The sequence below is a fragment of the Citrobacter freundii complex sp. CFNIH2 genome, assembly GCF_002880615.1.
GTDB classification, from domain to species: Bacteria; Pseudomonadota; Gammaproteobacteria; order Enterobacterales; family Enterobacteriaceae; genus Citrobacter_A; species Citrobacter_A amalonaticus_F.
In genome coordinates this window covers 166813-192441 of sequence record NZ_CP025757.1, presented here as the reverse complement: position 1 = coordinate 192441, position 25629 = coordinate 166813, and the positions used below count along the sequence as shown (strand labels likewise).

Annotated in this window: 22 protein-coding genes; 11 read left to right on the top strand and 11 right to left on the bottom strand. The window is 53.9% G+C overall.

The genetic code is table 11. The features are described from left to right. Positions 1–10: 10 nt before the first annotated feature. From WM46_RS00865 to dapA, 4 genes are all read right to left on the bottom strand, one after another. Complete coding sequence (locus tag WM46_RS00865; protein WP_102601184.1) at positions 11–877, bottom strand: neutral zinc metallopeptidase; 867 nt, start codon at positions 875–877, stop codon at positions 11–13. Between the two features lie 124 nt (positions 878–1001). Then, positions 1002–1715, bottom strand: coding sequence for a phosphoribosylaminoimidazolesuccinocarboxamide synthase (gene purC, locus WM46_RS00860; protein WP_042999863.1), 714 nt, complete (start codon positions 1713–1715; stop codon positions 1002–1004). A gap of 112 nt (positions 1716–1827) precedes the next feature. Next, entirely contained in the window at positions 1828–2862 is a 1035-nt protein-coding gene (gene bamC / locus WM46_RS00855) for an outer membrane protein assembly factor BamC (RefSeq protein WP_102601183.1), read from the bottom strand. A 16-nt stretch (positions 2863–2878) separates the two neighbouring features. Continuing rightward, positions 2879–3757, bottom strand: a complete 879-nt coding sequence (gene dapA, locus WM46_RS00850) for a 4-hydroxy-tetrahydrodipicolinate synthase (protein WP_042999861.1) — start codon at positions 3755–3757, stop codon at positions 2879–2881. Positions 3758–3902: 145 nt separating this feature from the next. On the opposite strand from dapA, the gene WM46_RS00845 reads away from it, so the two are divergent. Together WM46_RS00845 and bcp are read left to right on the top strand one after the other, a co-directional pair. Next, entirely contained in the window at positions 3903–4475 is a 573-nt protein-coding gene (locus WM46_RS00845; protein ID WP_042999860.1) for a glycine cleavage system transcriptional repressor, read from the top strand. Then, the gene (bcp, locus tag WM46_RS00840) at positions 4475–4945 is read left to right on the top strand and encodes a thioredoxin-dependent thiol peroxidase (protein ID WP_042999859.1); all 471 of its coding nucleotides are present in this window, start codon (positions 4475–4477) and stop codon (positions 4943–4945) included. The genes WM46_RS00845 and bcp overlap by 1 nt, the downstream gene beginning before the upstream one ends. Positions 4946–5128: 183 nt before the next feature. On the opposite strand, the gene WM46_RS00835 is transcribed toward bcp, so the two are convergent. Continuing rightward, the gene (locus WM46_RS00835; RefSeq protein ID WP_102601182.1) at positions 5129–6193 is read right to left on the bottom strand and encodes an AI-2E family transporter; all 1065 of its coding nucleotides are present in this window, start codon (positions 6191–6193) and stop codon (positions 5129–5131) included. Positions 6194–6416: 223 nt separating this feature from the next. Here WM46_RS00835 and bepA point away from each other — a divergent pair, with 223 nt between their 5' ends. Both bepA and arsC read left to right on the top strand, forming a co-directional pair. Beyond that, positions 6417–7880, top strand: a complete 1464-nt coding sequence (bepA, locus tag WM46_RS00825; protein WP_061074944.1) for a beta-barrel assembly-enhancing protease — start codon at positions 6417–6419, stop codon at positions 7878–7880. A gap of 12 nt (positions 7881–7892) precedes the next feature. Next, positions 7893–8252, top strand: coding sequence for an arsenate reductase (glutaredoxin) (gene arsC / locus WM46_RS00820; protein ID WP_102601181.1), 360 nt, complete (start codon positions 7893–7895; stop codon positions 8250–8252). On the opposite strand, the gene WM46_RS00815 is transcribed toward arsC, so the two are convergent. Continuing rightward, on the bottom strand, positions 8253–9095 hold the full coding sequence (locus WM46_RS00815; protein WP_102601180.1) for a helix-turn-helix domain-containing protein: 843 nt from the start codon (positions 9093–9095) through the stop codon (positions 8253–8255). 157 nt (positions 9096–9252) lie between these two features. On the opposite strand from WM46_RS00815, the gene celB reads away from it, so the two are divergent. The 3 genes from celB to WM46_RS00800 are packed head-to-tail and all read left to right on the top strand — an operon-like array spanning position 9253 to position 12965. After that, positions 9253–10572 (top strand): PTS cellobiose transporter subunit IIC, encoded by a 1320-nt coding sequence (gene celB / locus WM46_RS00810; RefSeq protein ID WP_102601179.1) that lies wholly within the window; start codon positions 9253–9255, stop codon positions 10570–10572. 3 nt (positions 10573–10575) lie between these two features. Then, positions 10576–11535 (top strand): N(4)-(beta-N-acetylglucosaminyl)-L-asparaginase, encoded by a 960-nt coding sequence (locus WM46_RS00805; RefSeq protein WP_102601178.1) that lies wholly within the window; start codon positions 10576–10578, stop codon positions 11533–11535. Beyond that, positions 11532–12965, top strand: a complete 1434-nt coding sequence (locus WM46_RS00800) for a leucyl aminopeptidase family protein (protein ID WP_102601177.1) — start codon at positions 11532–11534, stop codon at positions 12963–12965. The genes WM46_RS00805 and WM46_RS00800 overlap by 4 nt, the downstream gene beginning before the upstream one ends. A gap of 131 nt (positions 12966–13096) precedes the next feature. On the opposite strand, the gene WM46_RS00795 is transcribed toward WM46_RS00800, so the two are convergent. The 4 genes from WM46_RS00795 to WM46_RS00780 all read right to left on the bottom strand — a co-directional run bounded on the left by WM46_RS00795 (position 13097) and on the right by WM46_RS00780 (position 17517). Then, a complete protein-coding gene (locus tag WM46_RS00795; RefSeq protein ID WP_216525655.1) occupies positions 13097–13798 on the bottom strand; it encodes a DnaA inactivator Hda in 702 nt (233 codons plus the stop codon). Positions 13799–13892: 94 nt separating this feature from the next. Then, a complete protein-coding gene (gene uraA, locus WM46_RS00790; protein WP_061074950.1) occupies positions 13893–15182 on the bottom strand; it encodes a uracil permease in 1290 nt (429 codons plus the stop codon). 95 nt (positions 15183–15277) lie between these two features. Further along, positions 15278–15904 (bottom strand): uracil phosphoribosyltransferase, encoded by a 627-nt coding sequence (upp, locus tag WM46_RS00785; protein ID WP_046484979.1) that lies wholly within the window; start codon positions 15902–15904, stop codon positions 15278–15280. A 182-nt stretch (positions 15905–16086) separates the two neighbouring features. Beyond that, entirely contained in the window at positions 16087–17517 is a 1431-nt protein-coding gene (locus tag WM46_RS00780) for a 6-phospho-beta-glucosidase (RefSeq protein WP_061074951.1), read from the bottom strand. Positions 17518–17779: 262 nt separating this feature from the next. Here WM46_RS00780 and purM point away from each other — a divergent pair, with 262 nt between their 5' ends. The 4 genes from purM to ppx all read left to right on the top strand — a co-directional run bounded on the left by purM (position 17780) and on the right by ppx (position 23256). Further along, entirely contained in the window at positions 17780–18817 is a 1038-nt protein-coding gene (gene purM, locus WM46_RS00775) for a phosphoribosylformylglycinamidine cyclo-ligase (protein ID WP_102603748.1), read from the top strand. Beyond that, positions 18814–19455 (top strand): phosphoribosylglycinamide formyltransferase, encoded by a 642-nt coding sequence (purN, locus tag WM46_RS00770; RefSeq protein WP_071887576.1) that lies wholly within the window; start codon positions 18814–18816, stop codon positions 19453–19455. The genes purM and purN overlap by 4 nt, the downstream gene beginning before the upstream one ends. A gap of 188 nt (positions 19456–19643) precedes the next feature. Further along, on the top strand, positions 19644–21710 hold the full coding sequence (ppk1, locus tag WM46_RS00765) for a polyphosphate kinase 1 (RefSeq protein WP_102601176.1): 2067 nt from the start codon (positions 19644–19646) through the stop codon (positions 21708–21710). 4 nt (positions 21711–21714) lie between these two features. Next, a complete protein-coding gene (ppx, locus tag WM46_RS00760; protein ID WP_061074953.1) occupies positions 21715–23256 on the top strand; it encodes an exopolyphosphatase in 1542 nt (513 codons plus the stop codon). A gap of 7 nt (positions 23257–23263) precedes the next feature. Here ppx and WM46_RS00755 read toward each other — a convergent pair whose 3' ends face one another. After that, positions 23264–25504, bottom strand: a complete 2241-nt coding sequence (locus tag WM46_RS00755) for a sensor domain-containing phosphodiesterase (protein ID WP_102601175.1) — start codon at positions 25502–25504, stop codon at positions 23264–23266. Positions 25505–25629 lie beyond the last annotated feature (125 nt).

Genomic DNA, 25629 nt, shown 5'->3' with positions numbered 1-25629 from the left:
GCCTCAGAAGTTAAAAACCTTTACCAAAGGTATTACATTGCGCCGGATTGCCGCTATCGAAACCGCGCTTAAACCAGTGATAGCGCTGCTCTGACGTCCCGTGGGTGAAGCTGTCCGGAACGACGCGTCCCTGACTTTGCTGCTGGAGGCGATCGTCGCCAATCGCTTCGGCGGCATTCAGCGCCTCTTCCAGATCGCCAGACTCCAGTACGCCCTGCTGCTGCATGCTGTTGCCCCAGACACCGGCAAAGCAGTCCGCCTGCAGTTCCATACGCACAGAGAGTTGGTTGATTTCCGCCTGCGAGGCGTTCTGCTGCATCTGACGCACTTTCGGTTCGATGCCCAGCAGTTTCTGGACGTGGTGACCGACTTCGTGAGCAATCACATAGCCCTGAGCGAAATCACCGTCCGCGCCCAGTTTGTCTTTCATGTCATCGTAGAAGGAGAGATCGATATAGACCGTGCCATCCGCCGGGCAATAAAACGGCCCCATGATGGATTGTCCGGTACCGCAGCCGGTACGCGTTGCCCCGCGGTACATGACGAGTTTCGGCGGTTGATAGGTGCGACCCATTTTTTCAAACTGCTGTCCCCAGGAGTCTTCTGTCGTTGCCAGAATCACCGAGGTAAATTTTGCCGCTTCGTCTTCATTCGGGCTGATAGAACGTTGGGACTGTTGCTGAGAGACCGGTTGTCCTGTCATCAGTCCGGTTAAATCGACGCCATAATACCCGGCAACCAGCACAACGATGAGCAGAATAATCCCGCCTTTGCCGCTCGGCAGACGAAATCCTGGCCCGCCCAGAGAGGGGCCACCGCCCGAGCTGCTGCGCCTGTCTTCCACATTGTCACTTTCACGACGCCCTTGCCAGCGCATACTCACCTCAACAATATATTCGTTATGATGATGATCGTAGGCGGTTCAGCGGAAGATTACCACAGGAAAGCGCGATTGAAGTGCGAAGAGCGGGCCGGAGAGCGTCCCCGACCCGAAAGGTGAGTTAGTCGAGATTCACACCCAGACGACGCGCTACCGTTTCATAGGCTTCAATCAGGCCACCCAGGCTCTGACGGAAACGATCTTTGTCCATTTTCTCGAGGGTCTCTTTGTCCCACAGACGGCTACCGTCCGGAGAGAATTCATCGCCGAGCACCACTTCGCCTTTGTACAGACCGAACTCCAGTTTGAAGTCGACGAGGATCAGTCCTGCGTCATCGAACATTTTTTTCAGCACATCGTTCGCTTTATAGGTCAGCTCTTTCATTCGCGCCAGATTCTCTTTGCTCACCCAACCAAAGGTTTCGCAGTAGGAATCGTTGACCATTGGGTCATGCATTGCATCGTTTTTCAGGAACAGGTCGAATAACGGCGGATTCAGTTCGATGCCCTCTTCAATACCCAGACGTTTAACCAGAGAGCCTGCCGCACGGTTACGCACCACGCACTCGACCGGCACCATATCCAGCTTTTTCACCAGACATTCGGTATCGGAGAGCAGTCGCTCCATCTGCGTCGGGATACCCGCTTCAGCCAGTTTGGTCATGATGAAATAGTTGAACTTGTTATTCACCATGCCTTTACGATCAAACTGCTCAATGCGCGCGCCATCCCCTGCTGACGTATCATTGCGGAATTCGAGCACCAACAGGTCCGGGTTTTCCGTGCTGTATACGGTCTTCGCTTTACCACGATACAACTCAGCTTGCTTTTGCATCTTCATTACTCCTGGGTGTGATCATTTGTATTCAAAACGGGGAATATTATGCCACGCACACGTTTGCGTAGCACGGAAATAAAAAGGGCCGGATTTCTCCAGCCCTGTTTTTTTACTTGCTAAACGCTGCCTGGAAGATAGCAACCAGCGCGTCGTTCTGGCTCTGCGTCAGGGTATGCCCCTTCGGATCGATAAACTGCAAGCTGCTGCGGTTGTCTAAATCACCGACCTGCAGTTTGTAATCACCGGAAGAGAGCCCTGGATCGCGAGCGCCCAGCTCCTGCCAGCCGCTATCGGACAGCGGTTTGTAGGTGACGGCCAGGCTCCCCTGCGAACGGGTGCTGTCGGTCACTTTCATGCCGACTTTCTCCAGTGCTGCCGGGAGACGCTGCCAGACGACGTTGAATGGGCCACGCACCACCAGCATCGGTAAACCGGTATCATCAGCGGCGCTCTGCACATCCATCGTAGCGGCAGAACGGTTCTGCGCAGCATTCGCGGCGTCAGTCGCGGTCTTATCGAGGCCCGCAGAAATCACGTTCATCATCTCAGTGCTATAACGCTGCAGTGAAGCGGCATCCGCCACAGGCTTACCGGCCTGCTCAAGGTTGACCAGTTTCACCATCACCGCCTGCTGATAGCCCTGCGGTTTAACCGAGATTTGATAACGGCCACGGTACTGCTCATCTTCGTCCAGACGGTTCCAGTCAACCCAACCGGTTGTCAGCGTCTGGGTGGCATCATCACGTTTTTCAATCGTGTAGTTTTTAGACTGAATCACGCTGACCACCTGCGGCCACAGCGTATTTCCACGCCCGTTCTCCACCAGCAGCGTGGCGGTATCGCCCGCGAACTGGGTCCGGGCACCGGAAACCAGCGCCAGCGGCTGTGCCGGCGGACGGATATCCAGCGCTTTCCCTACGGCACCGCTGCCGTTGGTGACCGGAATGTTGTAGTCGCTCGTGGTCACCGGCAGAATCATACCGGCAGGCGCATGAAGTTCAGCAAGCGGCGCGGCTTCCAGATAGGATTCATCACCACTCACCTGGCGCTTGTAGCGCGAGTCAGAACTACAGGCCGCGAGCAGCAAAACAAGCGAAACACCCGCAACCCTGGCCAGGCGCGACTTTTGTACTGAGTAAGCCATCAAATCTCCCTAAACTTTACAGCAAACCGGCATGCTTGAGCGCCGCTTTGACAATTTCACGACCATTGTCCGTGATCGGTGTCATCGGCAAACGCAGCGTATCGGTCGCCACAAGGCCCAACGCCTTACATGCCCATTTCACCGGGATAGGGTTGGGTTCGACAAACAGTTTGTTATGTAACGGCATCAGACGCTGGTTAATGGTACGCGCCTCGGCAAAACGCCCTTCCGCCGCCAGTTTGCACATTTCCGCCATATCACGCGCCGCAACGTTAGACGTCACGGAGATCACGCCATGACCGCCTAACTGCATAAAGTCCATCGCGGTCGCGTCATCGCCGCTGAGCAGCAGAAAATCATCTGAAACCAGCTCTTTGATCTGGTGAACCCGACTTAAGTTCCCTGTCGCCTCTTTAATTGCGACAATATTTTTTAATTCCGCCAGACGGCCAACGGTTTCCGGCAGCATATCGCAACCGGTACGGGATGGCACATTATACAGAATTTGTGGCAGGTCAGTATGTTCCGCGATGGCTTTGAAATGCTGGAACAGACCTTCCTGAGTCGGACGGTTGTAGTAAGGCGTTACCGTCAGGCAGCCGACAATTCCGCTGTCATTGAAACGCTGCGTCAGACTAATGGCTTCTGCGGTCGCGTTCGCGCCCGTACCGGCAATCACCGGGATACGCCCATCAGCCAACTCCAGCGTCATCATCACCACATCGCCATGTTCGTCATGACTCAGCGTGGCAGACTCACCGGTAGTGCCAACAGAAACGATCGCCGAGGTGCCGCTGGCGACATGATAATCAATCAGTTTTTTCAGGCTTGACCGGCAGACATTACCTTTTTCATCCATCGGTGTAACAAGCGCGACAATACTTCCCGTGAACATGGGCCATCCTCTGTGCAAACAAGTGTCTCAATGTTACGTTTGGTACGACAATAAAAGCAAGCGACGAGAGCCCTTCTGATTGTTGTATGCAGGTTTTTTTTATGCTTTCCTTATGATTACCCCACCTCTCAAAGGAAGAACAGGTTTGACACCGTCATCGCAACATTACCTGGTTATTACTGCGCTGGGTGCCGATCGCCCTGGAATTGTGAACACGATCACCCGCCATGTCAGCAGTTGCGGCTGTAATATCGAAGACAGTCGCCTGGCCATGCTGGGCGATGAGTTTACGTTTATCATGCTGCTGTCGGGTACCTGGAATGCCATCACCCTGATCGAATCGACCCTGCCGTTGAAAGGTGCAGAGCTGGATTTATTGATTGTGATGAAGCGCACGACGGCGCATCCCCGTCCGCCAATGCCGGCAACGGTATGGGTTCAGGTGGATGTACCGGATTCGCCACATTTAATTGAACGATTTACTGCCCTGTTTGATAACCATCGAATGAACATTGCGGAACTGGTTTCGCGCACGCAACCTGCTGAAAATGATAAGGCGGCGCAGTTATACATCCAGATTACCGCCCACAGTCCGGCGTCGGATGATGCCGCAAATATTGAACAGGCCTTTAAAGCACTATGTACAGAACTCAATGCACAAGGCAGTATTAACGTTGTTAATTATTCACAACATGATGAACAGGATGGAGTTAAGTAATGAATCCACTGAAAGCCGGTGACATCGCACCGAAATTTAGCTTGCCGGATCAAGACGGAGAACAAGTAAATTTGACCGACTTCCAGGGACAGCGTGTGCTGGTCTATTTCTATCCGAAAGCCATGACGCCAGGCTGTACCGTTCAGGCCTGTGGCCTGCGAGATAACATGGATGAGCTGAAAAAAGCAGGCGTAGACGTGCTGGGCATCAGCACTGACAAGCCTGAAAAGCTTTCCCGTTTTGCCGAAAAAGAGTTGCTCAACTTTACCCTGCTGTCCGACGAGGATCATCAGGTCTGCGAGCAGTTTGGCGTCTGGGGCGAGAAATCCTTTATGGGGAAAACCTATGATGGGATCCATCGCATCAGTTTCCTGATTGACGCTGACGGTAAGATTGAACACGTTTTCGATGATTTCAAAACCAGTAATCACCACGATGTGGTGCTGAACTGGCTGAAAGAAAACGCCTGACTTTCACGCTGCCGGATGACGGCTGACGCCCTGTCCGGCCTACAGTGTGTAGGCCGGGTAATCGGCTGTCTGTTTAAGCGTCCTTTTTACACTCGCCTTTTTATCTCGCGCCACCTTATTACCTTTCGCCCAGAGCGCATCGACTTACAGACCGTTCCCCCCCTTCCCTGTTACATAAACGCATCAGGACTCGTCAACGACCTGCGCATCCGGCCAGGCATGGACAACGGCCTTGATTAACGTCGCCAGCGGAATGGCGAAGAAAACGCCCCAGAATCCCCACAGGCCGCCAAAGATCACCACTGACAGGATAATCACCAGCGGATGCAAATTCACCGCTTCAGAAAACAGCACGGGCACCAGCAGGTTGCCGTCCAGCGCCTGGATAATCAAATAGACGGCGAAACAACTCCAGAACTCGGTCCCCAGACCAAACTGGAACAGCGCAACGCCCACCACAGGAATGGTGACCACAAAAGCGCCAATATAAGGAATGAGTACCGAGAACCCCACCAGTACGGCCAGCAGCAGCGAGTAGTTGAGGCCAAAGAGCAGGAAGCCCAGCCAGGTCGCCACGCCCACCACCATCATCTCCAGCACCTTGCCGCGAATATAGTTGGTGATTTGCTGGTTCATCTCCTTCCAGACCTGACCCGCCAGCCCGCGATTACGCGGCAGCACACGACGCACGGCATTCAGCATCTGCTCTTTGTCTTTGACGAGGAAGAACACCATCAGCGGCACCAGTACCAGATAGACTGCCAGAGTCAGCAGCCCGACCAAAGAGGCCAGCGAATATTTCACTACCGAATCGCCCATCGTCAGCATGCGGGTGCGCATGTTTTCCGCCATCGCATCGATGATACCCGCGTCCATTAAGGCCGGATAACGACGCGGCAGCGTGGCGGCAAAATCCGACAGTTTGCTCAACATGCCTGGCATGTCGCGAATCAGTAAGATCCCCTGTTGCCATGCCACTGGCATCACCACAAAGGCCATCAACAGCAAAATGCCGACAAATACGATCAGCACGAGAGAGGTCGCCCAGCGGCGCGAGCAGCCGATGGCTTCGAGGCGCACCGTTGGCCATTCCAGCAGATATGCCAGCACAATGGCGACCAGCAGCGGCGCCAGTAATCCGCTAAAAAAGAAAAGAATGCCAAACCCGGCAACCAGAATAACCAGCAAGGCAATCGCCTCGGGGTCGCTAAAGCGACGGCGATACCATTGCATCAACATTTCGAGCATAAAACCTTCCCTGAACCTCAATAGCGGGATTGCGATCCCGAATTGTATCGAAATGTCACAAAAAAGACTTCGCTTTTTATTGCTGATTCTGGAAACTGAAAAGTCATTTGTGCAGGGTATTCATCGACAAATTTCGCCGTTACACTGCCTGTGTCGGCAGACACGGAACGATACGACCCGGCATCGGTCAAATGACTATCTCAAAGAAAACAGGACAGAGGTTATGTTCAGGCAGTTTAAGAAGAACCTGGTTGCTACCCTGATTGCCGCGCTGACCCTGAGTCAGGTGGCTCCCGCGTTCGCAAACTCCGCGGACAGCTTGCCGGACATGGGAACCTCGGCTGCAAGTACGCTTTCCATCGGCCAGGAAATGCAGATGGGCGATTATTATGTACGCCAGCTGCGTGGCAGCGCGCCGCTGATTAACGATCCGCTGCTGGTTCAGTACATTAATGGGTTGGGTATGCGTCTGGTTTCACACGCCGATTCGGTCAAGACGCCCTTTCATTTCTTTTTGATTAATAACGACGAAATCAACGCCTTTGCCTTTTTTGGCGGTAACGTCGTGCTGCACTCTGCCCTGTTTCGCTATTCCGATAACGAAAGCCAGCTCGCCTCGGTTATGGCGCACGAAATCTCACACGTCACCCAGCGCCACCTGGCGCGCGCCATGGAAGATCAGAAACGCAGCGCGCCGCTGACCTGGGTTGGCGCGTTAGGCTCCATTCTATTGGCGATGGCAAGCCCTCAGGCCGGGATGGCCGCGCTCACCGGCACGCTGGCGGGATCGCGTCAGGGGATGATTAGCTTCACGCAGCAGAATGAACAGGAAGCAGACCGTATCGGCATTCAGGTTTTACAACGTTCTGGATTCGATCCGCAGGCGATGCCGACCTTCCTGGAAAAACTGCTCGACCAGGCGCGTTACTCCTCGCGTCCGCCTGAAATTTTGCTGACCCACCCCCTGCCGGAAAGCCGTCTTTCAGATACCCGCAACCGCGCAAACCAGATGCGTCCGGTGGTTGTGCAATCCTCTGAAGATTTCTATCTGGCGAAAGCACGAACTCTGGGGATGTATAACTCCGGGCGAAATCAACTGACCAGCGACATGCTGGACGAATGGGCAAAAGGTAACGTCCGCCAGCAGCGCGCCGCACAGTATGGCCGTGCGTTGCAGGCGATGGAAGCCAGTAAATACGACGAGGCTCGCAAAGCGCTGCAACCGCTGCTGTCCGCAGAGCCCAATAACGCCTGGTATCTGGATCTGGCCACCGACATCGACCTCGGCCAAAAGAAAACCAGTGACGCGATTGCCCGACTGAAAAAGGCGCGTGATTTGCGAGTCAACCCGGTTTTGCAACTTAACCTTGCGAACGCCCTGCTACAGGGCGGTCAGCCACAAGAAGCGGCAACCATCCTCAACCGTTATACGTTTAATAACAAGGACGACGCCAACGGCTGGGATCTGCTGGCTCAGGCGGAAGCCGCGCTGTATAACCGCGATCAGGAACTGGCCGCGCGTGCGGAAGGGTATGCGCTGGCGGGCCGTCTCGATCAGGCCATCTCATTACTGAGCAGCGCCAGTTCGCAAGTGAAGCTGGGCAGCCAGCAACAAGCGCGTTACGATGCGCGCATCGACCAGCTGCGCCAGTTGCAGGAACGCTTTAAGCCGTATACAAAAATGTAAAAAGGATTCGCCATGTCAAAGGCCGTAAAAATCTATCATAACCCGCGCTGCTCCAAGAGCCGCGAAACGCTGAACCTGCTGCAATCGCACGGTGTGGAGCCAGAAGTGGTGCTTTACCTGGATACGCCCGCAGATGCCGCAACCCTGCGTCAGCTGTTGAAGATGCTGGGCATGGAAAGCGCCCGGGAACTGATGCGCCGAAAAGAGGAGCTCTACGCGTCGCTCAACCTGGCTGACAGCAGTCTAAGTGAAGAAGAACTGATTCAGGCGATGGTGGAACACCCGAAACTGATGGAACGTCCAATTGTGGTGGCGAACGGCCAGGCGCGCATTGGCCGTCCACCGGAACAGGTGCTGGAAATCATCGGCTAATCACCCCCGCCGTAGTGCTTCAAGAAAAGCCTGCGGCGTCATCTCCCCCAGTTTTTTCTGCGCCTTGCCAGTATTATAACTTTCGCAAATCTCTGTCAGTAGTTGACTGGCCGATACGTCCTTTACCCGCGGCACAATCGCCGCCAGCGGAAGATTTACCCGAATTGCATTCTGCACGTTACGGTTTATTTTGTGCGTCATCCCTCGAGCTATCAGCCCCTGTTCCAGCCCATCGAGATGGGTGTCAGAAAAGAAAGTCTCAATAGATTGTATATCAGCCGGACAGGCCGTCAGCAGCGCATCCAGCCATTTCATGACCAGATGCGGTGAAATCCCTGCATACAATCGCGCATAGCACCAGCCGCTCACCGGTTCACGAGCCCAGAGCACATGATGCTCCCCTCCATCCTCCATATGCAGTGAAAGCGGGAGGTGATGCACCTCAAGCAAATGAGGGAAATGCCCGGCCTTCAGTGCCTTTTTCCCCTGCAAAAGCGTTCCCTGACGCATCATCCTTACAGGTTTGAGATAACGATTTAGCGTCGCACGGGATACGTGAATGCCCAGCCCTTCATTGACCAGTAACAAAAGCTCATCTAACGGCGCGCCGGTCGCATCCCGCAGCCCATTAATCAGCGCAATCTGCTCTTGTCTCATCGCTTTGTGTATCACTTTCGGCGTAGTTTGCCGGTCGGCAGTCTGCTCACGTTGTCGCCAGCGCCTGACCGTAGTGACGGAAATCCCCAGCTCAGCGGCCAGCGCCCTGTCGCTTTTATCAGACTGCTGCAGATAACGACGGATGCGCGGTGTCGTGGTGGCATTGGCATGCAGTTTTATTTCCATCGCCAAATCCTTTTTTCACAGAGATAACTAATCATATGAGATTTATATTTATGTAGCGAACACATTGTGACCAGATTCACCTTTCGGCTGCGGTGCTTCCCTGATAATCCTTTGGCATACCATAAATACTCTCATCCGATCTTGTACGGAGTTCACAATGAACAATGTTCTGGGATTTCTTGAAGCAAAACTGATGCCGCTTGCGGCCAAAACGGCGCAGCAGCGTCACCTGGGCGCGATCCGTGGCGCCTATGTTTCCTTTATGCCGTTCATTATCGTCGGCTCCATTCTGTTGGTTATCTCCTCCTTTCCGAACCAGACCTATCAGCAATTTATGTCTGGCGCGTTTGGCGAAAGCTGGAGCAGTATTATTGAGATCCCGTTTAACGCGGTGTTCTCAACGATGTCGCTGTTCATCAGTTTCCTGGTTGCCTACCGTCTGGCGGAACACTACGGTGAAGACCGTATCTCCTGCGGCATCCTGGCGCTGGTCAGCTTTCTGATCCTCACCCCGTTTATCAAAGTTGCGGATAACGGCGGCATCACCGTGATACCAGTAGAGTGGATCGGCACTAAAGGGCTGTTCGTGGCAATGATTGGCTCGTTGCTGTGGACTGAATTGTTCTGCTGGCTGAAACGCAAAAAGCTGGTCATCAAGATGCCCGAAGGGGTTCCGCCTGCCGTACAGGAATCGTTTGCCGCGCTGATCCCCGCCCTGTTGGTAATGATCCTGGTGCTGATTATTCGCATCCTGTTTGAAAATACCCACTACCAGACAATTCACCGCTTTATCTATGAAGTGGTTGCGACGCCGGTTCGTCACTATGGCACCTCCTATTTTGGCGCGCTGATGACGGTTTTCAGCATCACGATTTTATGGTCGGTAGGGATTAACTCCGGGTCGATGATCAATGGCATTATCCGGCCACTGTGGATGGAGAACCAGACGGATAACATCGCCGCCATTCAGGCGGGCGTTACGCCACCGCATATTATCACCGAGCAGTTTTTTGACATGATCTGGATGGGGGGCGCCGGCGCAACCTTATCGCTGGTCATCGCGATGCTGATATTTGCCCGCAGTAAAAACATGCGGGAAGTGGCCCGACTGGGAGCCGGCGCATCGATTTTCAATATCAACGAACCCATTCTGTTCGGCCTGCCGGTAATCATGAACCCCATCATGCTTATACCGTTCAACCTGGTGCCTCTGGTGTTAGTCACCATCCAGTACGTCGCAATGAAAATTGGCGCCGTTGCCGTCACGACGGGCGTATTCATTCCATGGACGCTCCCGCCGGTTATCAGTGGTTTTATCGTCACAGGCCATCTCAGCGGTAGCGTCATGCAAATCATCAATTTACTGATTGGCGCAATGCTCTATCTGCCCTTTATGCGCATTGTCGATAAACAGTACCGCGCGGCGGAAATCACCACGCTGGCGCAAAACGAGAGTACACCCGTTAAACAGGAGTAAAACATGTGGGGAATTATCGCCACCTGGCGAATGGCGCTTGAAGGCGTTACTGAGTCCGCTTCCGCACTGGCTGCAGGCCAAACAGCGGCCAGCGCGGTAGTCGATGCCGTTGCCGCAGTTGAGGACTTCCCATTATACAAATCCGTTGGCTACGGCGGACTGCCAACCGAAAAGGGTGAGGTGGAACTGGATGCCGCGTTTATGGATGGCGACACGCTGGCGTTCGGCGCCGTGGGCAATCTCGTGGATATCGCCAATCCGGTACGCGTTGCGCACGCCCTGAGTCGTCAGCGGTATAACAGCCTGCTTGTCGGCCAGGGCGCTCGCGAGTGGGCGTTAAGCCAGGGGTTTGCAGAAAAAACCATGCTTACCGACCGCGCCATCCAACACTATCGCAAACGCTGCCGTGAGACGCTGGATAAGGGACTGAGCCCTTATGACGGCCATGATACCGTCGGTATTATCGGACTGGACACGCAGGGTTCGATGAGCGTGGCGACCTCCACCAGCGGTCTGTTTATGAAAAAACGCGGTCGTCTGGGAGATTCGCCGATTATTGGCTCCGGCTTCTACTGCGACAGTCAAATCGGCGCCGCGACCGCCACTGGCGTTGGCGAAGACCTGATGAAGGGCTGCACCAGCTACGAAATCGTTCGCCGTATGGCGCAGGGCATGACGCCGCAGCAGGCTGCGGACTCAGTGGTTTTTGAACTGGAGGACAACCTGATGTCCCGCTTTGGCCGGGTGGGCGATTTATCCGTCGTGTGTATGAATCACCGGGGAGAATTTGGCGCGGCGACCAATATCAAAACGTTCTCGTTTACCGTTGCCACAGCCAGCCACCCACTCACCGTCTATCTCGCGGAACGTCGGCACGAAAAGACGTATTACCAGCCAGTCGATGAGGCGTGGATGCAGGCCTACGCAGCCCGGATCCGTGCGCCAATAGAGGAAGAAGAATGATGACATATCAGTTGATTCAGTCCCTTTCAGAGGCGCAACCCAACGCGCACCTGATTGCCCGCCCCACAAGCCAACAGTTACCGGACACCGCGCTGATAAACGAAATGCGTGCCACGGGTAACATGGCGGATACCTGTTTTGGCTGCGCCCCTTTCAAACGCATCACCCTCATTCCATCCGCGCTGTGGCAGGACAACCTGACGGACAGTTTGCTGAACGCATTGCGTCCATTGTTCGCCACGCCGGTCAGTTCCCACGTGATCATTGACGTTCGCGAAATTCACGAAACCGTGCTGCTTCAGGTTCTGCGTTTTCTGTTCAATCAGGTACATCGCCTTGACGACCTGCAACTGAAAACCGCAAACAACGCGACGATGCGACTCGCCCACATAGCGGCGCTTTGTTTACCCGAACAGCAGGAAGCGTTAGAGGAAATTTTTCGTCAGCAGCAGGCCATTGCTAACGGCATGGTCGCCGCCCGCCGCCTGGCGGATATTCCATCCGAGCAGTGTACGCCGCAGTTCGTTGTCGAAGAGGCTCAACGTCTATGCGCGGCTTACCCTGACCTGCGCTGCGAAGTGCTGGACGAGCAGGCCATCGTCGCGCAAGGTCTTGGTTTGCTGCACGCCGTGGGGAAAGGCTCCAGCCGCCCACCCCGCCTGCTGGCGATTCACTACGACGGCGCCAGCAGCGGCCCGGTGCGCAGCTATGTCGGGAAAGGCATCACTTTCGACACCGGCGGTTTGTGGCTGAAAGAAGGCACGGGGATGTACACCATGAAGTACGACATGTGCGGCGCGGCCAACGTGCTTGGGCTGATGCTAAGCATTGCCGGGCTGGCGCTGCCGGTCCGGGTAATGGGCGTGCTGGCGCTGGCGGAAAACGCCATAGGCCCCGACGCCATGCAGCCGGGTAGCGTAGCTCGCGCCTGTAACGGGATGACGGTGGAGATAAACAATACCGACGCCGAAGGACGACTGGTACTTGCAGACGCCATTGCCTGGGCCAGCCAGCGCCACGAAGAGACTCGCTATATCATTGATTTAGCAACGCTGACCGGCGCTGTGGTGAAAGCGCTGGGCTATGAGTTGAGCGGGTTGATGACCCAGGATAACGCGCTGCGTGCGGCGTTAACCGTTGCCGGTGAACAGAGCGGTGATGAAGTCTGGTCGCTGCCGCTGGACGCTCGCCTGAAAAAACAAACGGAGAGCGCGATTGCCGACCTGTGCAATACGCCGACTAACAACGCGGCAATCAGCGCATCGGCGGCCTGGCTGCTGCATCATTTTTGTCCGGCAACTATTCCGTGGGCGCATCTCGATGTCAGCGGTACGGCGTTGTGGCGCGAGGGAGGAAGAAGCGTGGCGTCGGGCAGGCCGATTCCACTGCTGATGCAGCATTTGCTTAACGATCTGGCTGTTGAGGAGTAAACCTCTGAGTGACGGTCTTTGTTTGGGTAATCAGGCCGGATAAGGCGACGTCGCCATCCGGCATCCGCATCGTTCTGTCTGATGGCGCTACGCTTATCAGAGCTACTGCAATACGTAACCTTGTATTCTGGCTAGAGCTTCAGAATCTCTTTTACGAACGGAATGGTCAATTTGCGCTGCGCGGTGATGGAGGCGTGATCAAGCTGATCGAGCGTCATAAACAGCGTGCGCATTTCCCTGTCGAGCCGCTTAAGCAAGAAGCGCCCCACGTCTTCCGGGAGTTCAAATCCGCGCAGTCGGGCGCGTAACTGTAGCGCCTGCAGTTTGTCTTCATCCGACAGTGGTTGCAGCTTGTAGATTTGTCCCCAGTCCAGGCGCGAGGCCAGATCGGGTAACCCCAGTTTTAACTGACGCGGCGGGCGATCGCCGGTGATCAGCAACCGCGTTTTTCCGGATTCCAGAATACGGTTGTAGAGATCAAAAATGGCCATCTCCCACAGTTCATCCCCGGCAACGCATTCGATATTGTCGATACAGACTAACGACAGATGCTCCATGCCATCGAGCACTTCCGGTACGAACCAGGTTCGTTTGTCCAGCGGCACATAACCTACCGCATCGCCACGCTGGGACAGTTCAGCACAGGCGGCGTGCAGCAAATGGCTGCGGCCCGCGCCTTCACGCGACCAGAGATAGATGTATCCGCTATGCTCCTGACGCAGCACATTTTGCAGTGCGGCCAGTAAAGAGGCGTTATCCCCCGGCCAGAAACTTGCGAAAGTTTCGTCGTCAGGAAGATAAAGTGGCAAAGAGAGCTGTGCCGGTGTGTTCAGAGAGACCTCAATCCAGATTTCATTCAATCGCGATGAGTTTACCACAGAATTCTGTCGTGTTAGAACCGGGCAGCATCACTGCCCGGCGCCTGTATTACTGTTGCGGCGTATCCGCATCTTCCGCGTCCAGCACCACTTCTTCCGGGCGCAGAACAGAGATCAGCTTGAAGATCAGGCTCAGCGCGATCCCGACGATTGTCGCCAGCGCCATTCCTTTCAGCTCCGCCGCGCCAATGTGCACTTTCGCGCCGCTGACGCCGATGATCAGGATGACAGAGGTCAGGATCAGGTTCTGCGCTTTGTTGTAATCCACTTTCGATTCAATCAGCACGCGAATACCGGATGCCCCGATCACCCCGTACAGCAGCAATGACACCCCACCCATCACCGGCAGCGGAATGATCTGAATCGCCGCCGCCAGTTTACCGACGCAGGAGAGCAGAATAGCGAAAATCGCCGCGCCGCCGATCACCCAGGTACTGTAAACACGCGTGATTGCCATTACGCCAATGTTCTCACCGTAGGTGGTGTTCGGCGTGGAGCCAAAGAAGCCGGAAATCACCGTCGACAGACCGTTGGCAAACATTGAGCGATGCAGACCCGGATCGCGAACCAGATCTTTTTTGACGATGTTCGCCGTCACCACCAGGTGACCGACGTGTTCGGCAATCACCACCAGCGCCGCAGGCAGAATGGTCAGAATGGCGAACCACTCAAAACGAGGGGTGTAGAAGGTCGGCAGCGCAAACCAGTGCGCCTCGGCAATCGGTGTGGTATCAACCACGCCCATCGCAAATGACAGTGCATAACCTGCCAGTACCCCAATCAGGATCGGGATAATCGCAAGGAAACCACGGAACAGCACCGAGCCAAATACGGTCACCGCCAGCGTCACCATCGAGATAATGATGGTTTTCGAATCCGCAGATTGTCCTTCCGCAGGCAGCAATCCGGCCATACCGGCGGCAACGCCTGCCAGTTCAAGACCGATGACGGCAACGATTGCGCCCATTGCCGCAGGAGGAAACATCACGTCCAGCCAGCCGGTACCGGCTTTCTTAACAATGAACGAAACCAAGCAGAACAGCACGCCACACATGATGAAGCCGCCCAGCGCCACTTCGTATCCCAACGGCAGCAGCAGCAGAACAGGTGAGATAAAGGCGAAGCTTGAACCTAAATAGGCAGGGATTTTTCCTTTACAGATAAAGAGATACAGCAACGTCCCGATCCCGTTGAACAACAGAACGGTAGCCGGGTTGATATGAAACAGAACTGGCACCAGCACGGTTGCGCCAAACATGGCGAACAGGTGTTGCAAACTAAGCGGGATTGTCTGTAAAAGCGGCGGTCTTTCACTCACCCCGATAGCACGGCGCGTCATAGTGTTTTCCTCTGAGTGTGTTTGTTATGAGTCGTTGAGTTGTTTTATTCAAAAAAAAGCCGACTCTTAAAGTCGGCTATTTATTAGTTATTCACTTACTTAGTACCAAAAATCTTATCGCCGGCATCACCAAGCCCCGGAATAATGTATCCGTGCTCGTTCAGGCCCTGGTCGATCGATGCGGTGTACAGTTCCACATCCGGATGCGCTTTTTCCAGCGCGGCGATGCCTTCCGGCGCCGCCACCAGCACCAGCACTTTGATGCTGCTGCAGCCCGCTTTTTTCAGCAGATCGATGGTGGCGATAACGGAACCCCCGGTCGCCAGCATTGGGTCGACGATCAGCGCCATGCGCTCGTCGATATGAGAAACCAGTTTCTGGAAATACGGAACCGGCTCCAGCGTCTCTTCGTTACGGTACATGCCGACTACACTGATACGCGCGCTCGGTACGTTTTCCAGCACGCCGTCCATCATCCCCAAACCTGCACGCAGGATAGGCACGACGGTAATTTTTTTGCCTTTGATTTGATCCACTTCGACCGGACCATTCCAGCCTTCAATGGTCACTTTTTCAGTTTCCAGGCCCGCAGTCGCTTCGTAGGTCAGCAGACTGCCTACTTCCGAGGCGAGTTCACGAAAGCGTTTGGTGCTGATATCGTTCTCACGCATCAGACCCAGCTTGTGTTTGACGAGTGGGTGTTTGACTTCCACGATCTTCATACTCTTCTCCTTTCCTCAGACGAGTGGCAACCACAAAAAAAATCGCCGGATTATACCGCTTTTCCTCTCTGGCGCAACATAACGTATGCATGACCTGGATCAAGCAAAGTGGTATACGTTTGGGTGATGAGTATAAAACATGCCCCGCATTCCGTGCGGGGCCGAGTATCAAGTGGCTGAAATCAGAGGGATTCACCGTTACTTTTTATCACCTGCTGATACCAGGCGAAAGATTTCTTACGGCTGCGCGCCAGCGTCCCACTACCGTCATTATTTTTATCAACGTAGATAAACCCGTAGCGCTTTTTCATCTCTCCCGTTCCCGCAGAGACCAGATCGATACATCCCCACGGCGTGTACCCCATGAGATCCACGCCATCCTCTTCCACCGCTTTTTTCATTTCACGAAGATGCGCCGCCATATACTCGATACGATAGCTGTCATCCACGGTGCCGTCAGGCAGTTGAACATCAATCGCACCAAACCCGTTTTCAACGATAAACAACGGCAACTGGTAGTGATCCCAGAACCAGTTTAGCGAATAGCGCAGTCCCACCGGATCAATCTGCCAGCCCCAGTCCGATTTCTGTACGTAGGGATTGGAGACCAGGCTTTTGCTCTCGTCATAATCGAGCTGCGGATTATCGTCTGTCGCTTTGGTGACAAACGACATGTAATAGCTAAAACCGATGTAATCCACGCAGCCTTCGGACAGAGCAATGCGGTCTTCCTCCGTAATATCGAGGTCAAACTCGCGGCGCGCAAAATAGTTGAGAATATGCTGCGGATATTTCCCCCGTACATGCACGTCGGTAAACCAGTAGCGACGATGCATGGCGTTCATCGCCATCATCATGTCGTCTGGTGCACAGGTCAGCGGGTAGATAGGACACATGGCGATCATGCAGCCGATCTGCAACGTCGGGTTAATTTCTCGTGCCGCCTTCACCGCCAGCGCACTGGCCACCAGTTCGTAATGTGCCGCCTGGTACATTACCGGCTCACGATCTTCACCTGGCTGATACTTCAGGCCGGAGTTAGTGAACGGCGCAAAATCCTCATGATAATTTGCCTGGTTGTTGATCTCATTGAAGGTCATCCAGTACTTCACTTTGTGCTGATAGCGGGTAAAGACTACTTTTGCAAAGCGGACAAAAAAGTCGATCAGCTTGCGGTTGCGCCAGCCACCATACTCCGTCACCAGATGGTAGGGCATCTCGAAATGCGACAGGGTAATCACCGGTTCAATGCCGTATTTCAGACATTCATCAAACAGATTGTCGTAAAATTGCAGTCCCGCCTCGTTTGGCTGCGTTTCATCCCCGCGCGGGAAAATACGCGTCCAGGCGATGGAGGTACGAAAACATTTAAAGCCCATTTCCGCAAACAACCTGATGTCTTCTTTGTAGCGATGATAGAAATCGATCGCCTCGTGGTTAGGGTAGTTTTTCCCGGGCAGCACGCCATCAGTAATTTCTCGCGCAACGCCGTGAGCGCCCGCCGTCATGACGTCGGCAACGCTGATCCCTTTTCCGCCTTCCTGCCAACCGCCCTCAAGCTGATGAGCGGCGACCGCCCCGCCCCACATGAAATTCGCGTTAAATCCAGACATAGTTTCCCTCGTTGATTTGCTATGACAAAACAGAAACCGGTTTCAGTATGATACTGAGCAATCCCGACCACGCTTTCAAGGGTGAAACTGAACCCGGTTTCATTTTCGTGGTTCAGGTCATAAAAACACCGCGCCGCGGAGAAAATGCAGGAAAACTCGACAGATAAAAACGGATGCAACGCAGGCTCGCAAACGTTTGCTTTCCCTGTTAGAATTGCGCCGAATTTTACTTTTACCGTAAGAAAACGTGGGGAACCAGGCAGTGACCGATAAAACCTCTCTTAGCTACAAAGATGCCGGTGTTGATATTGACGCGGGTAATGCTCTGGTGGATCGAATCAAAGGCGTAGTGAAGAAAACTCGCCGCCCGGAAGTGATGGGTGGTTTGGGTGGCTTCGGTGCGCTGTGCGCATTGCCGCAAAAATATCGTGAACCCGTGCTGGTTTCCGGTACTGATGGCGTCGGGACAAAACTGCGTCTGGCGATGGATCTGAAACGTCACGATACCATCGGCATCGATCTCGTGGCGATGTGTGTCAACGACCTGGTGGTTCAGGGTGCTGAGCCGTTGTTTTTCCTCGACTACTACGCCACTGGCAAACTGGATGTGGATACCGCAGCCAGCGTGATTCAGGGGATCGCCGAAGGCTGTCTGCAGTCTGGCTGCGCGCTGGTCGGCGGGGAAACCGCTGAAATGCCGGGGATGTACCACGGTGAAGATTATGACGTCGCTGGTTTCTGCGTCGGTGTGGTAGAAAAATCAGAAATCATTGACGGTTCCAAAGTGGCCGACGGCGATGTGCTGATTGCACTGGGTTCCAGCGGTCCGCACTCCAACGGTTACTCACTGGTACGTAAAATTGTCGACGTCAGCGGCTGCGATCCAGAAACGACAGTGCTGGAAGGCAAACCGTTGGCCGACCACCTGCTGGCGCCAACCCGTATCTACGTGAAATCGATTCTGGAACTGATCGAGAAGGTTGATGTGCACGCTATCGCGCACCTGACCGGCGGCGGCTTCTGGGAAAACATTCCGCGCGTGCTGCCGGACAACACGCAGGCGGTGATCGATGAATCCTCCTGGCAGTGGCCAGCCGTCTTCAACTGGCTGCAGAGCGCCGGTAACGTCAGCCAGCATGAAATGTACCGTACCTTTAACTGCGGCGTCGGCATGGTCATTGCCCTGCCGGCGGCGGAAGTGGACAACGCCCTTGCCCTGCTGAAGGCAAAAGGCGAAGAAGCCTGGAAGCTCGGTGTCATCAAGGCTTCCGATTCCGCGCAGCGCGTGGTTATTGAATAATGAATATTGTGGTGCTTATTTCCGGTAACGGAAGCAATTTGCAGGCGATTATTGATGCCTGCAGAGAGAAGAAAATCAACGGCACCCTGCGGGCAGTATTCAGCAACAAGGCCGACGCGTTCGGCCTTGAGCGAGCCAGAAAAGCGGCAATCCCGGCCCATACGCTGACGGCGGACCAGTTTGCCAGCCGTGAAGCATTTGACCGCGAGCTGATCCTTGAGATCGACGCTTATGCGCCTGACGTGGTGGTGCTGGCCGGTTTTATGCGCATTCTGAGCCCGGCGTTCGTCGCGCACTACAACGGTCGACTGCTGAATATTCACCCTTCCCTGTTGCCCAAATATCCCGGTTTGCACACCCACCGCCAGGCGCTGGAAAATGGCGATGAGGAACACGGCACCTCGGTCCACTTTGTGACTGACGAGCTCGACGGCGGACCGGTCATTTTGCAGTCCAAAGTTCCGGTCTTTGAGGGCGATGACGAAGATGAAATCACCGCTCGCGTTCAGGTACAGGAACACGCCATTTACCCGCTGGTCGTCAGTTGGTTTGTGGACGGGCGGCTGAAAATGCAGGATAACGCCGCCTGGCTGGACGGTGTTCGCCTGCCGCCACAGGGCTACGCTGCCGACGAGTAAAAACGGTGCCGGATAACGGATGTCATCCGTTATCCGGCCAGCGCTTCTCTTCAGACCTCCAGTCTCCCTTCCCCTTTACGATCAGACGGTTTATTGTCATATTTTTCTGGCACAGTTGGACATCTGAGCGCAATGCTCGCCATAATAATCAGGCAGTGTCCCGTGAATAAAACGGAGTATAAGTATTAATGGGTCAGGAAAAGCTTTACATCGAGAAAGAGCTAAGCTGGTTAGCGTTCAACGAACGTGTGCTCCAGGAAGCTGCGGATAAATCAAACCCGCTGATTGAACGGATGCGTTTCTTAGGCATCTATTCCAATAACCTGGATGAATTCTACAAAGTTCGCTTCGCCGAGCTCAAACGCCGCATCATCATCAGCGAAGAACAGGGTTCAAATTCACATTCTCGCCACCTGTTAGGCAAAATCCAGTCCCGCGTACTGAAAGCCGACCAGGAATTCGATGGCCTGTATAACGAACTGCTGCTGGAGATGGCGCGTAATCAGATCTTCCTGATCAACGAGCGTCAACTGTCAGTCAATCAGCAAAGCTGGCTGCGCCATTATTTCAAACAGTATCTGCGCCAGCACATCACCCCAATTTTAATTAACCGCGAAACGGATCTGGTACAGTTCCTGAAGGATGACTACACCTATCTGGCGGTCGAAATTATTCGCGGCGACAGCATTCGTTATGCGCTGCTGGAAATTCCGTCTGACAAGGTTCCACGCTTTGTGAATCTGCCGCCGGAAGCCCCGCGTCGTCGCAAGCCGATGATCCTGCTGGACAATATTCTGCGCTACTGCCTGGACGACATCTTTAAGGGCTTCTTTGATTACGACGCGCTGAACGCCTATTCCATGAAGATGACCCGTGACGCCGAGTACGATCTGGTGCACGAGATGGAATCCAGCCTGATGGAGCTGATGTCTTCCAGCCTGAAACAACGTCTGACCGCCGAGCCGGTGCGTTTTGTCTATCAGCGCGACATGCCTAATGCGCTGGTCGAAGTGCTGCGCGAGAAGCTGACGATTTCACGCTATGACTCTATCGTTCCCGGTGGGCGTTATCACAACTTCAAAGATTTCATTAACTTCCCTAATGTCGGCAAAGCCAATCTGGTGAATAAGCCGCTTCCGCGCTTGCGCCATATCTGGTTCGATAAAGAGAAGTTCCGTAATGGATTTGACGCCATTCGTGAACGCGATGTGTTGCTTTACTATCCGTATCACACCTTTGAGCACGTTCTGGAACTGCTGCGCCAGGCCTCGTTTGACCCGAGCGTACTGGCAATCAAAATCAACATCTACCGCGTGGCAAAAGACTCGCGGATCATCGACTCAATGATCCACGCCGCCCATAACGGTAAAAAAGTGACCGTCGTGGTGGAGCTGCAGGCGCGGTTTGATGAAGAGGCCAACATTCACTGGGCAAAACGCCTGACGGAAGCGGGCGTGCATGTCATCTTCTCCGCGCCCGGCTTAAAAATTCACGCCAAGCTGTTCCTGATTTCGCGTAAAGAAGGCGAAGAAGTGGTGCGTTACGCCCATATCGGCACCGGTAACTTCAACGAAAAAACCGCGCGTCTGTATACCGACTATTCGCTGTTGACCGCCGATGCGCGAATCACCAATGAAGTCCGTCGGGTGTTCAATTTTATCGAGAACCCGTATCGCCCGGTGACGTTTGATTATCTGCTGGTCTCGCCGCAAAACTCGCGCCGGCTGCTGTATGAGATGATCGATCGTGAAATCGCCAACGCCCAACAGGGACTCCCCTCCGGCATCACACTGAAACTGAATAACCTGGTGGACAAAGGGCTGGTCGATCGACTGTATGCCGCCTCCAGCTCTGGTGTACCGGTCAATCTGTTGATTCGCGGCATGTGCTCGCTTATTCCGAATCTGGAAGGTATCAGCGATAATATCCGCGTCATCAGCATTGTGGACCGTTATCTTGAGCATGACCGGGTGTACATCTTTGAAAACGGCGGCGATAAGCAGGTCTACCTCTCTTCCGCAGACTGGATGACGCGAAATATCGACTACCGCATTGAGGTGGCGACGCCGCTGCTCGACCCGCGCCTGAAGCAGCGGGTACTGGATATTATTGACATCCTGTTCAGTGATACGGTAAAAGCCCGCTACATCGATAAAGAACTGAGTAATCGCTACGTGCCGCGTGGAAACCGCCGCAAAGTGCAGTCGCAACTGGCCATTTACGACTATATCAAATCACTCGAGCAATCTGACTAACGCTATGCCAATACATGATAAGACCCCACGACCGCAGGAGTTTGCGGCGGTCGACCTCGGTTCAAACAGTTTTCACATGGTGATTGCCCGTGTGGTGGATGGCGCCATGCAGATTATTGGCCGCCTGAAGCAGCGCGTGCATCTGGCTGATGGTCTCGGCGAAGACAACATGCTGAGCGAAGAGGCAATGGAGCGCGGGCTAAGCTGCCTGTCACTGTTCGCCGAACGTCTTCAGGGGTTCGCCCCCTCCAGCGTGTGTATTGTCGGTACCCATACGCTTCGTCAGGCGCAAAACGCCACCGATTTTCTCAAGCGGGCGGAAAAGGTCATCCCCTATCCGATCGAAATCATTTCCGGCAATGAAGAAGCGCGTCTGATCTTTATGGGCGTAGAACATACGCAACCGGAAAAAGGCCGCAAGCTGGTCATCGACATTGGCGGCGGCTCGACGGAGCTGGTCATTGGCGAAAACTTCGAACCGAAGCTGGTTGAAAGCCGTCGTATGGGTTGCGTCAGTTTTGCCCAGATCTATTTCCCCGGCGGCGTCATCAGCAAGGAAAACTTCCAGCGCGCCAGAATGGCGGCGGCGCAAAAACTTGAAACCCTGACCTGGCAATTCCGCATTCAGGGCTGGAACGTTGCGCTGGGGGCCTCTGGCACCATCAAAGCCGCGCACGAAGTGCTCTTAGAAATGGGCGAGAAAGACGGGTTCATCACCCCAGAGCGTCTGGACCGGCTGGTAACCGAACTGCTGCAACACCGCAGTTTCGAGTCGCTAAGCCTGCCGGGGCTATCTGAAGAACGAAAAGCGGTCTTTGTTCCAGGTCTGGCGATTCTATGCGGTGTCTTTGATGCGCTGGCGATCCGCGAGTTACGCCTTTCCGATGGTGCGCTACGCGAAGGCGTGTTGTACGAGATGGAAGGCCGCTTCCGCCATCAGGATGTCCGCAGTCGCACCGCCAGCAGTCTGGCGAATCAGTACAACATCGACAGCGAACAGGCGCGACGCGTGCTGGAAACCACGATGCAGATGTATGACCAATGGCAAACGCAGCAGCCGAAGCTGGCGCATCCGCAGCTCGAAGCGTTGCTGAAATGGGCGGCGATGTTGCATGAGGTTGGACTGAACATCAATCACAGCGGCCTGCACCGTCACTCGGCGTATATTCTGCAAAACAGCGATTTGCCTGGTTTTAATCAGGAGCAGCAAACCATGATGGCCACGCTGGTTCGCTACCATCGTAAGGCGGTGAAGCTGGACGATCTCCCCCGTTTTACGCTGTTTAAGAAGAAGCAGTTCCTGCCGCTCATTCAACTGTTGCGTCTTGGCGTGCTGCTGAATAACCAGCGCCAGGCCACGACCACACCGCCTACGCTGACGCTCATCACCGATGACAACCACTGGACCCTGCGTTTCCCTCACGACTGGTTCAGCCAGAACGCGCTGGTTTTACTCGATCTGGAAAAAGAACAGCAGTACTGGGAAGCGGTGACCGGCTGGCGTCTGAAAATTGAAGAAGAACATTCACCGGAAATCGCTGCGTGAAGCACACTCAGGTGCCAGTGACTGGCACCTGCTCTTTCAGCGTATCGCTTAACGGCTGCGGCACACCGATTAAATATCCCTGCATGTAGTCAATCCCCAGTGAGATCGCCGCATGGCGAATCTCCTCGCTTTCGACAAATTCAGCAACCACCTGCATTTTCTTCATACGCGCCAGATGACAGATTGAGGCCACGATCTGATAGTCGAGGCTATTCGAAACGATATTACGGATGAAACTACCGTCAATCTTCAGAATATTGGCGTTAACGTTTTTCAGCCTTGCATAACTGGCGTAACCCGTACCGAAATCATCAATAGCGATTTGGCAGCCCAGTTGTTGCAGATTTTGCAGCGTTGCCTCCGCCTGTCCGGCATTCATCAGCGCCTGACTTTCTGTCACTTCAAATATCAATTGCCAGGCTTCGATCTGGTATTTGCTCAGCAGTTTGCTGATATCCTGCGCAAACTTTGCCCGACAGACCGAGGACGCCGACAGGTTAAGCGCAAAGCGACGGGCAGGCATCTGCGCGCGATTCTCCGCCATAAAGCGCAACGTGTGTTCGATAACCCAGAGATCAATTCTCGAGGAGAGACCAAACTCATGCGCGACGGGCAGGAAGGCATCAGGATTGATCATGCCACCGTCATCATCCAGCAATCGCAGTAAAATCTCATGATAAACATCGCCGCGAAGCCCTTCGATTGGCTGCGCCATCAGACAAAAACGGTCATGTTCCAGCGCATGCTGTAACCGGTTCATCATCGCGACTTTGTCTCGCAGATTACGCTGCATGTTCATGGCACCACTACGCTCTAAATTTTCCGGCGTGTTGGTCATGATGGACAGCTCAGCCGTAGTGCTCAACTCCCCCAGCAACAGGTAAATGTGATTTACCGGGGAACGCACATAGCAATAGCTCATCCCCACCTGCGGCAGGAACGTCATGCCATCCCAGACAAAGCGGAACGTCTTGATATGCTCATCCAGATCGTCAATGCGTTGCTGATGCGACTCTGTATTTAAGCGTAGCAGCAGGTCAGGCCCGGACATTTGATAAACATGTTCATCAGGCCCCAGCTTTTCGGCAATCCAGTGGGAGAGCTGTTGCTTGTACTGGATACGCAGCATTATTCCGTAATTTTTAACGAGAAACTCGAGTTCAGGAACGCGCAGAAAACACAACGCTGACCAGGGCGTATTTCTCAGCGCACGGTTGAGCGCGCGAAGATTGGGAAGATGGACAACCGGATCAAGAAACGCAAGCCGTCGGGCACGACCGCTCACAATCCGCTGACGCGTCGCCAACACCGCCATGTAATTCACAATAAAAGAAAAAACCATGAAACTGGAAGAGGTAATCGCCAGTTGTACATCATAACCTGAATAATAGGGCGTATAACTTCTGTAATTATGAATCGCAATAATTAAAACTGGCGCCCACAGCAGTGATATGAATCGATAACCATAACGCATCGCTCCCCATAACATAACCGGGAGTAATAATGACATAGTATAGTTTGTGCTGAATATTGAACTATTTTCATTCAATGGCATACAAAGCAAAGACATTAATGCGGACAATACCAGCAACCAAATAATGACCTCTTTTTGCGAGGCCTTGGCATCAAACTGTAACTTTAACTGTGAATAATAACCGCGCAAATGCAGCGGGTTACGAATAACGCGAATAAGAAAGTAGAAGAGCGGTACACCAATCAAATTGCCCACCAGAATGCCCTGGTAGTTTATTAATGCGTTGATGTTAAATGGTGTTCCCCCCATTAAGCTCAACTTACTTTCATACATCCCCACAAAGGCCGCGAACTGGAAAAGCACCAGAAATAGCGTGGCGGGACAAAAAACTTGCCAAAAAATGCGAGGGAAGACCAGCTGCGCGTCACCATGCGAGATGTTGTTACGCCGGGGCGTAAAGACACGGTAACCGCCCCAACTCAGCACCACAGCAATAAGAAAATGCGCAATAACAGGCAACGTTTCCGCCAGCCCTACCTGCGGATATTTGCGAATAAAAACCGCCAGAACAATACCGGGTAATGCCGCCCAACCGAAAAAGATCATCAGGCTCATCATGAGCGATAACGGTAAGTAGAAAAGGATGACATCCCCGGTGGCCACATGCGCATAGGTATTCGTATGGCTCACGAGCGGTAAAAACAGGGAAGGCAAAACCAGAGGCAGTCCCCACCACTTATCTCTGATTGCAATATAACTTTTATTCAGTCGCATAGATGCTCAGCGGAACCCCTGGATCCTGAAGGGGTTGTATCAGACAGGCATCCCACCTGACGTCAAAATTAAGATGAAAAACTCACCATACATGTCGCACAGATTTTAGTTATCAACAGGAAGTT

Excerpts from the sequence above, each read along its gene's own strand:
- WM46_RS00865 (WP_102601184.1), bottom strand. The coding sequence starts at position 877 with ATGCGCTGGCAAGGGCGTCGTGAAAGTGACAATGTGGAAGACAGGCGC.
- purC (WP_042999863.1), bottom strand. The coding sequence starts at position 1,715 with ATGCAAAAGCAAGCTGAGTTGTATCGTGGTAAAGCGAAGACCGTATAC.
- bamC (WP_102601183.1), bottom strand. The coding sequence starts at position 2,862 with ATGGCTTACTCAGTACAAAAGTCGCGCCTGGCCAGGGTTGCGGGTGTT.
- dapA (WP_042999861.1), bottom strand. The coding sequence starts at position 3,757 with ATGTTCACGGGAAGTATTGTCGCGCTTGTTACACCGATGGATGAAAAA.
- bcp (WP_042999859.1), top strand. The coding sequence starts at position 4,475 with ATGAATCCACTGAAAGCCGGTGACATCGCACCGAAATTTAGCTTGCCG.
- WM46_RS00835 (WP_102601182.1), bottom strand. The coding sequence starts at position 6,193 with ATGCTCGAAATGTTGATGCAATGGTATCGCCGTCGCTTTAGCGACCCC.
- bepA (WP_061074944.1), top strand. The coding sequence starts at position 6,417 with ATGTTCAGGCAGTTTAAGAAGAACCTGGTTGCTACCCTGATTGCCGCG.
- arsC (WP_102601181.1), top strand. The coding sequence starts at position 7,893 with ATGTCAAAGGCCGTAAAAATCTATCATAACCCGCGCTGCTCCAAGAGC.
- WM46_RS00815 (WP_102601180.1), bottom strand. The coding sequence starts at position 9,095 with ATGGAAATAAAACTGCATGCCAATGCCACCACGACACCGCGCATCCGT.
- celB (WP_102601179.1), top strand. The coding sequence starts at position 9,253 with ATGAACAATGTTCTGGGATTTCTTGAAGCAAAACTGATGCCGCTTGCG.
- WM46_RS00805 (WP_102601178.1), top strand. The coding sequence starts at position 10,576 with ATGTGGGGAATTATCGCCACCTGGCGAATGGCGCTTGAAGGCGTTACT.
- WM46_RS00800 (WP_102601177.1), top strand. The coding sequence starts at position 11,532 with ATGATGACATATCAGTTGATTCAGTCCCTTTCAGAGGCGCAACCCAAC.
- uraA (WP_061074950.1), bottom strand. The coding sequence starts at position 15,182 with ATGACGCGCCGTGCTATCGGGGTGAGTGAAAGACCGCCGCTTTTACAG.
- upp (WP_046484979.1), bottom strand. The coding sequence starts at position 15,904 with ATGAAGATCGTGGAAGTCAAACACCCACTCGTCAAACACAAGCTGGGT.
- WM46_RS00780 (WP_061074951.1), bottom strand. The coding sequence starts at position 17,517 with ATGTCTGGATTTAACGCGAATTTCATGTGGGGCGGGGCGGTCGCCGCT.
- ppk1 (WP_102601176.1), top strand. The coding sequence starts at position 19,644 with ATGGGTCAGGAAAAGCTTTACATCGAGAAAGAGCTAAGCTGGTTAGCG.
- ppx (WP_061074953.1), top strand. The coding sequence starts at position 21,715 with ATGCCAATACATGATAAGACCCCACGACCGCAGGAGTTTGCGGCGGTC.
- WM46_RS00755 (WP_102601175.1), bottom strand. The coding sequence starts at position 25,504 with ATGCGACTGAATAAAAGTTATATTGCAATCAGAGATAAGTGGTGGGGA.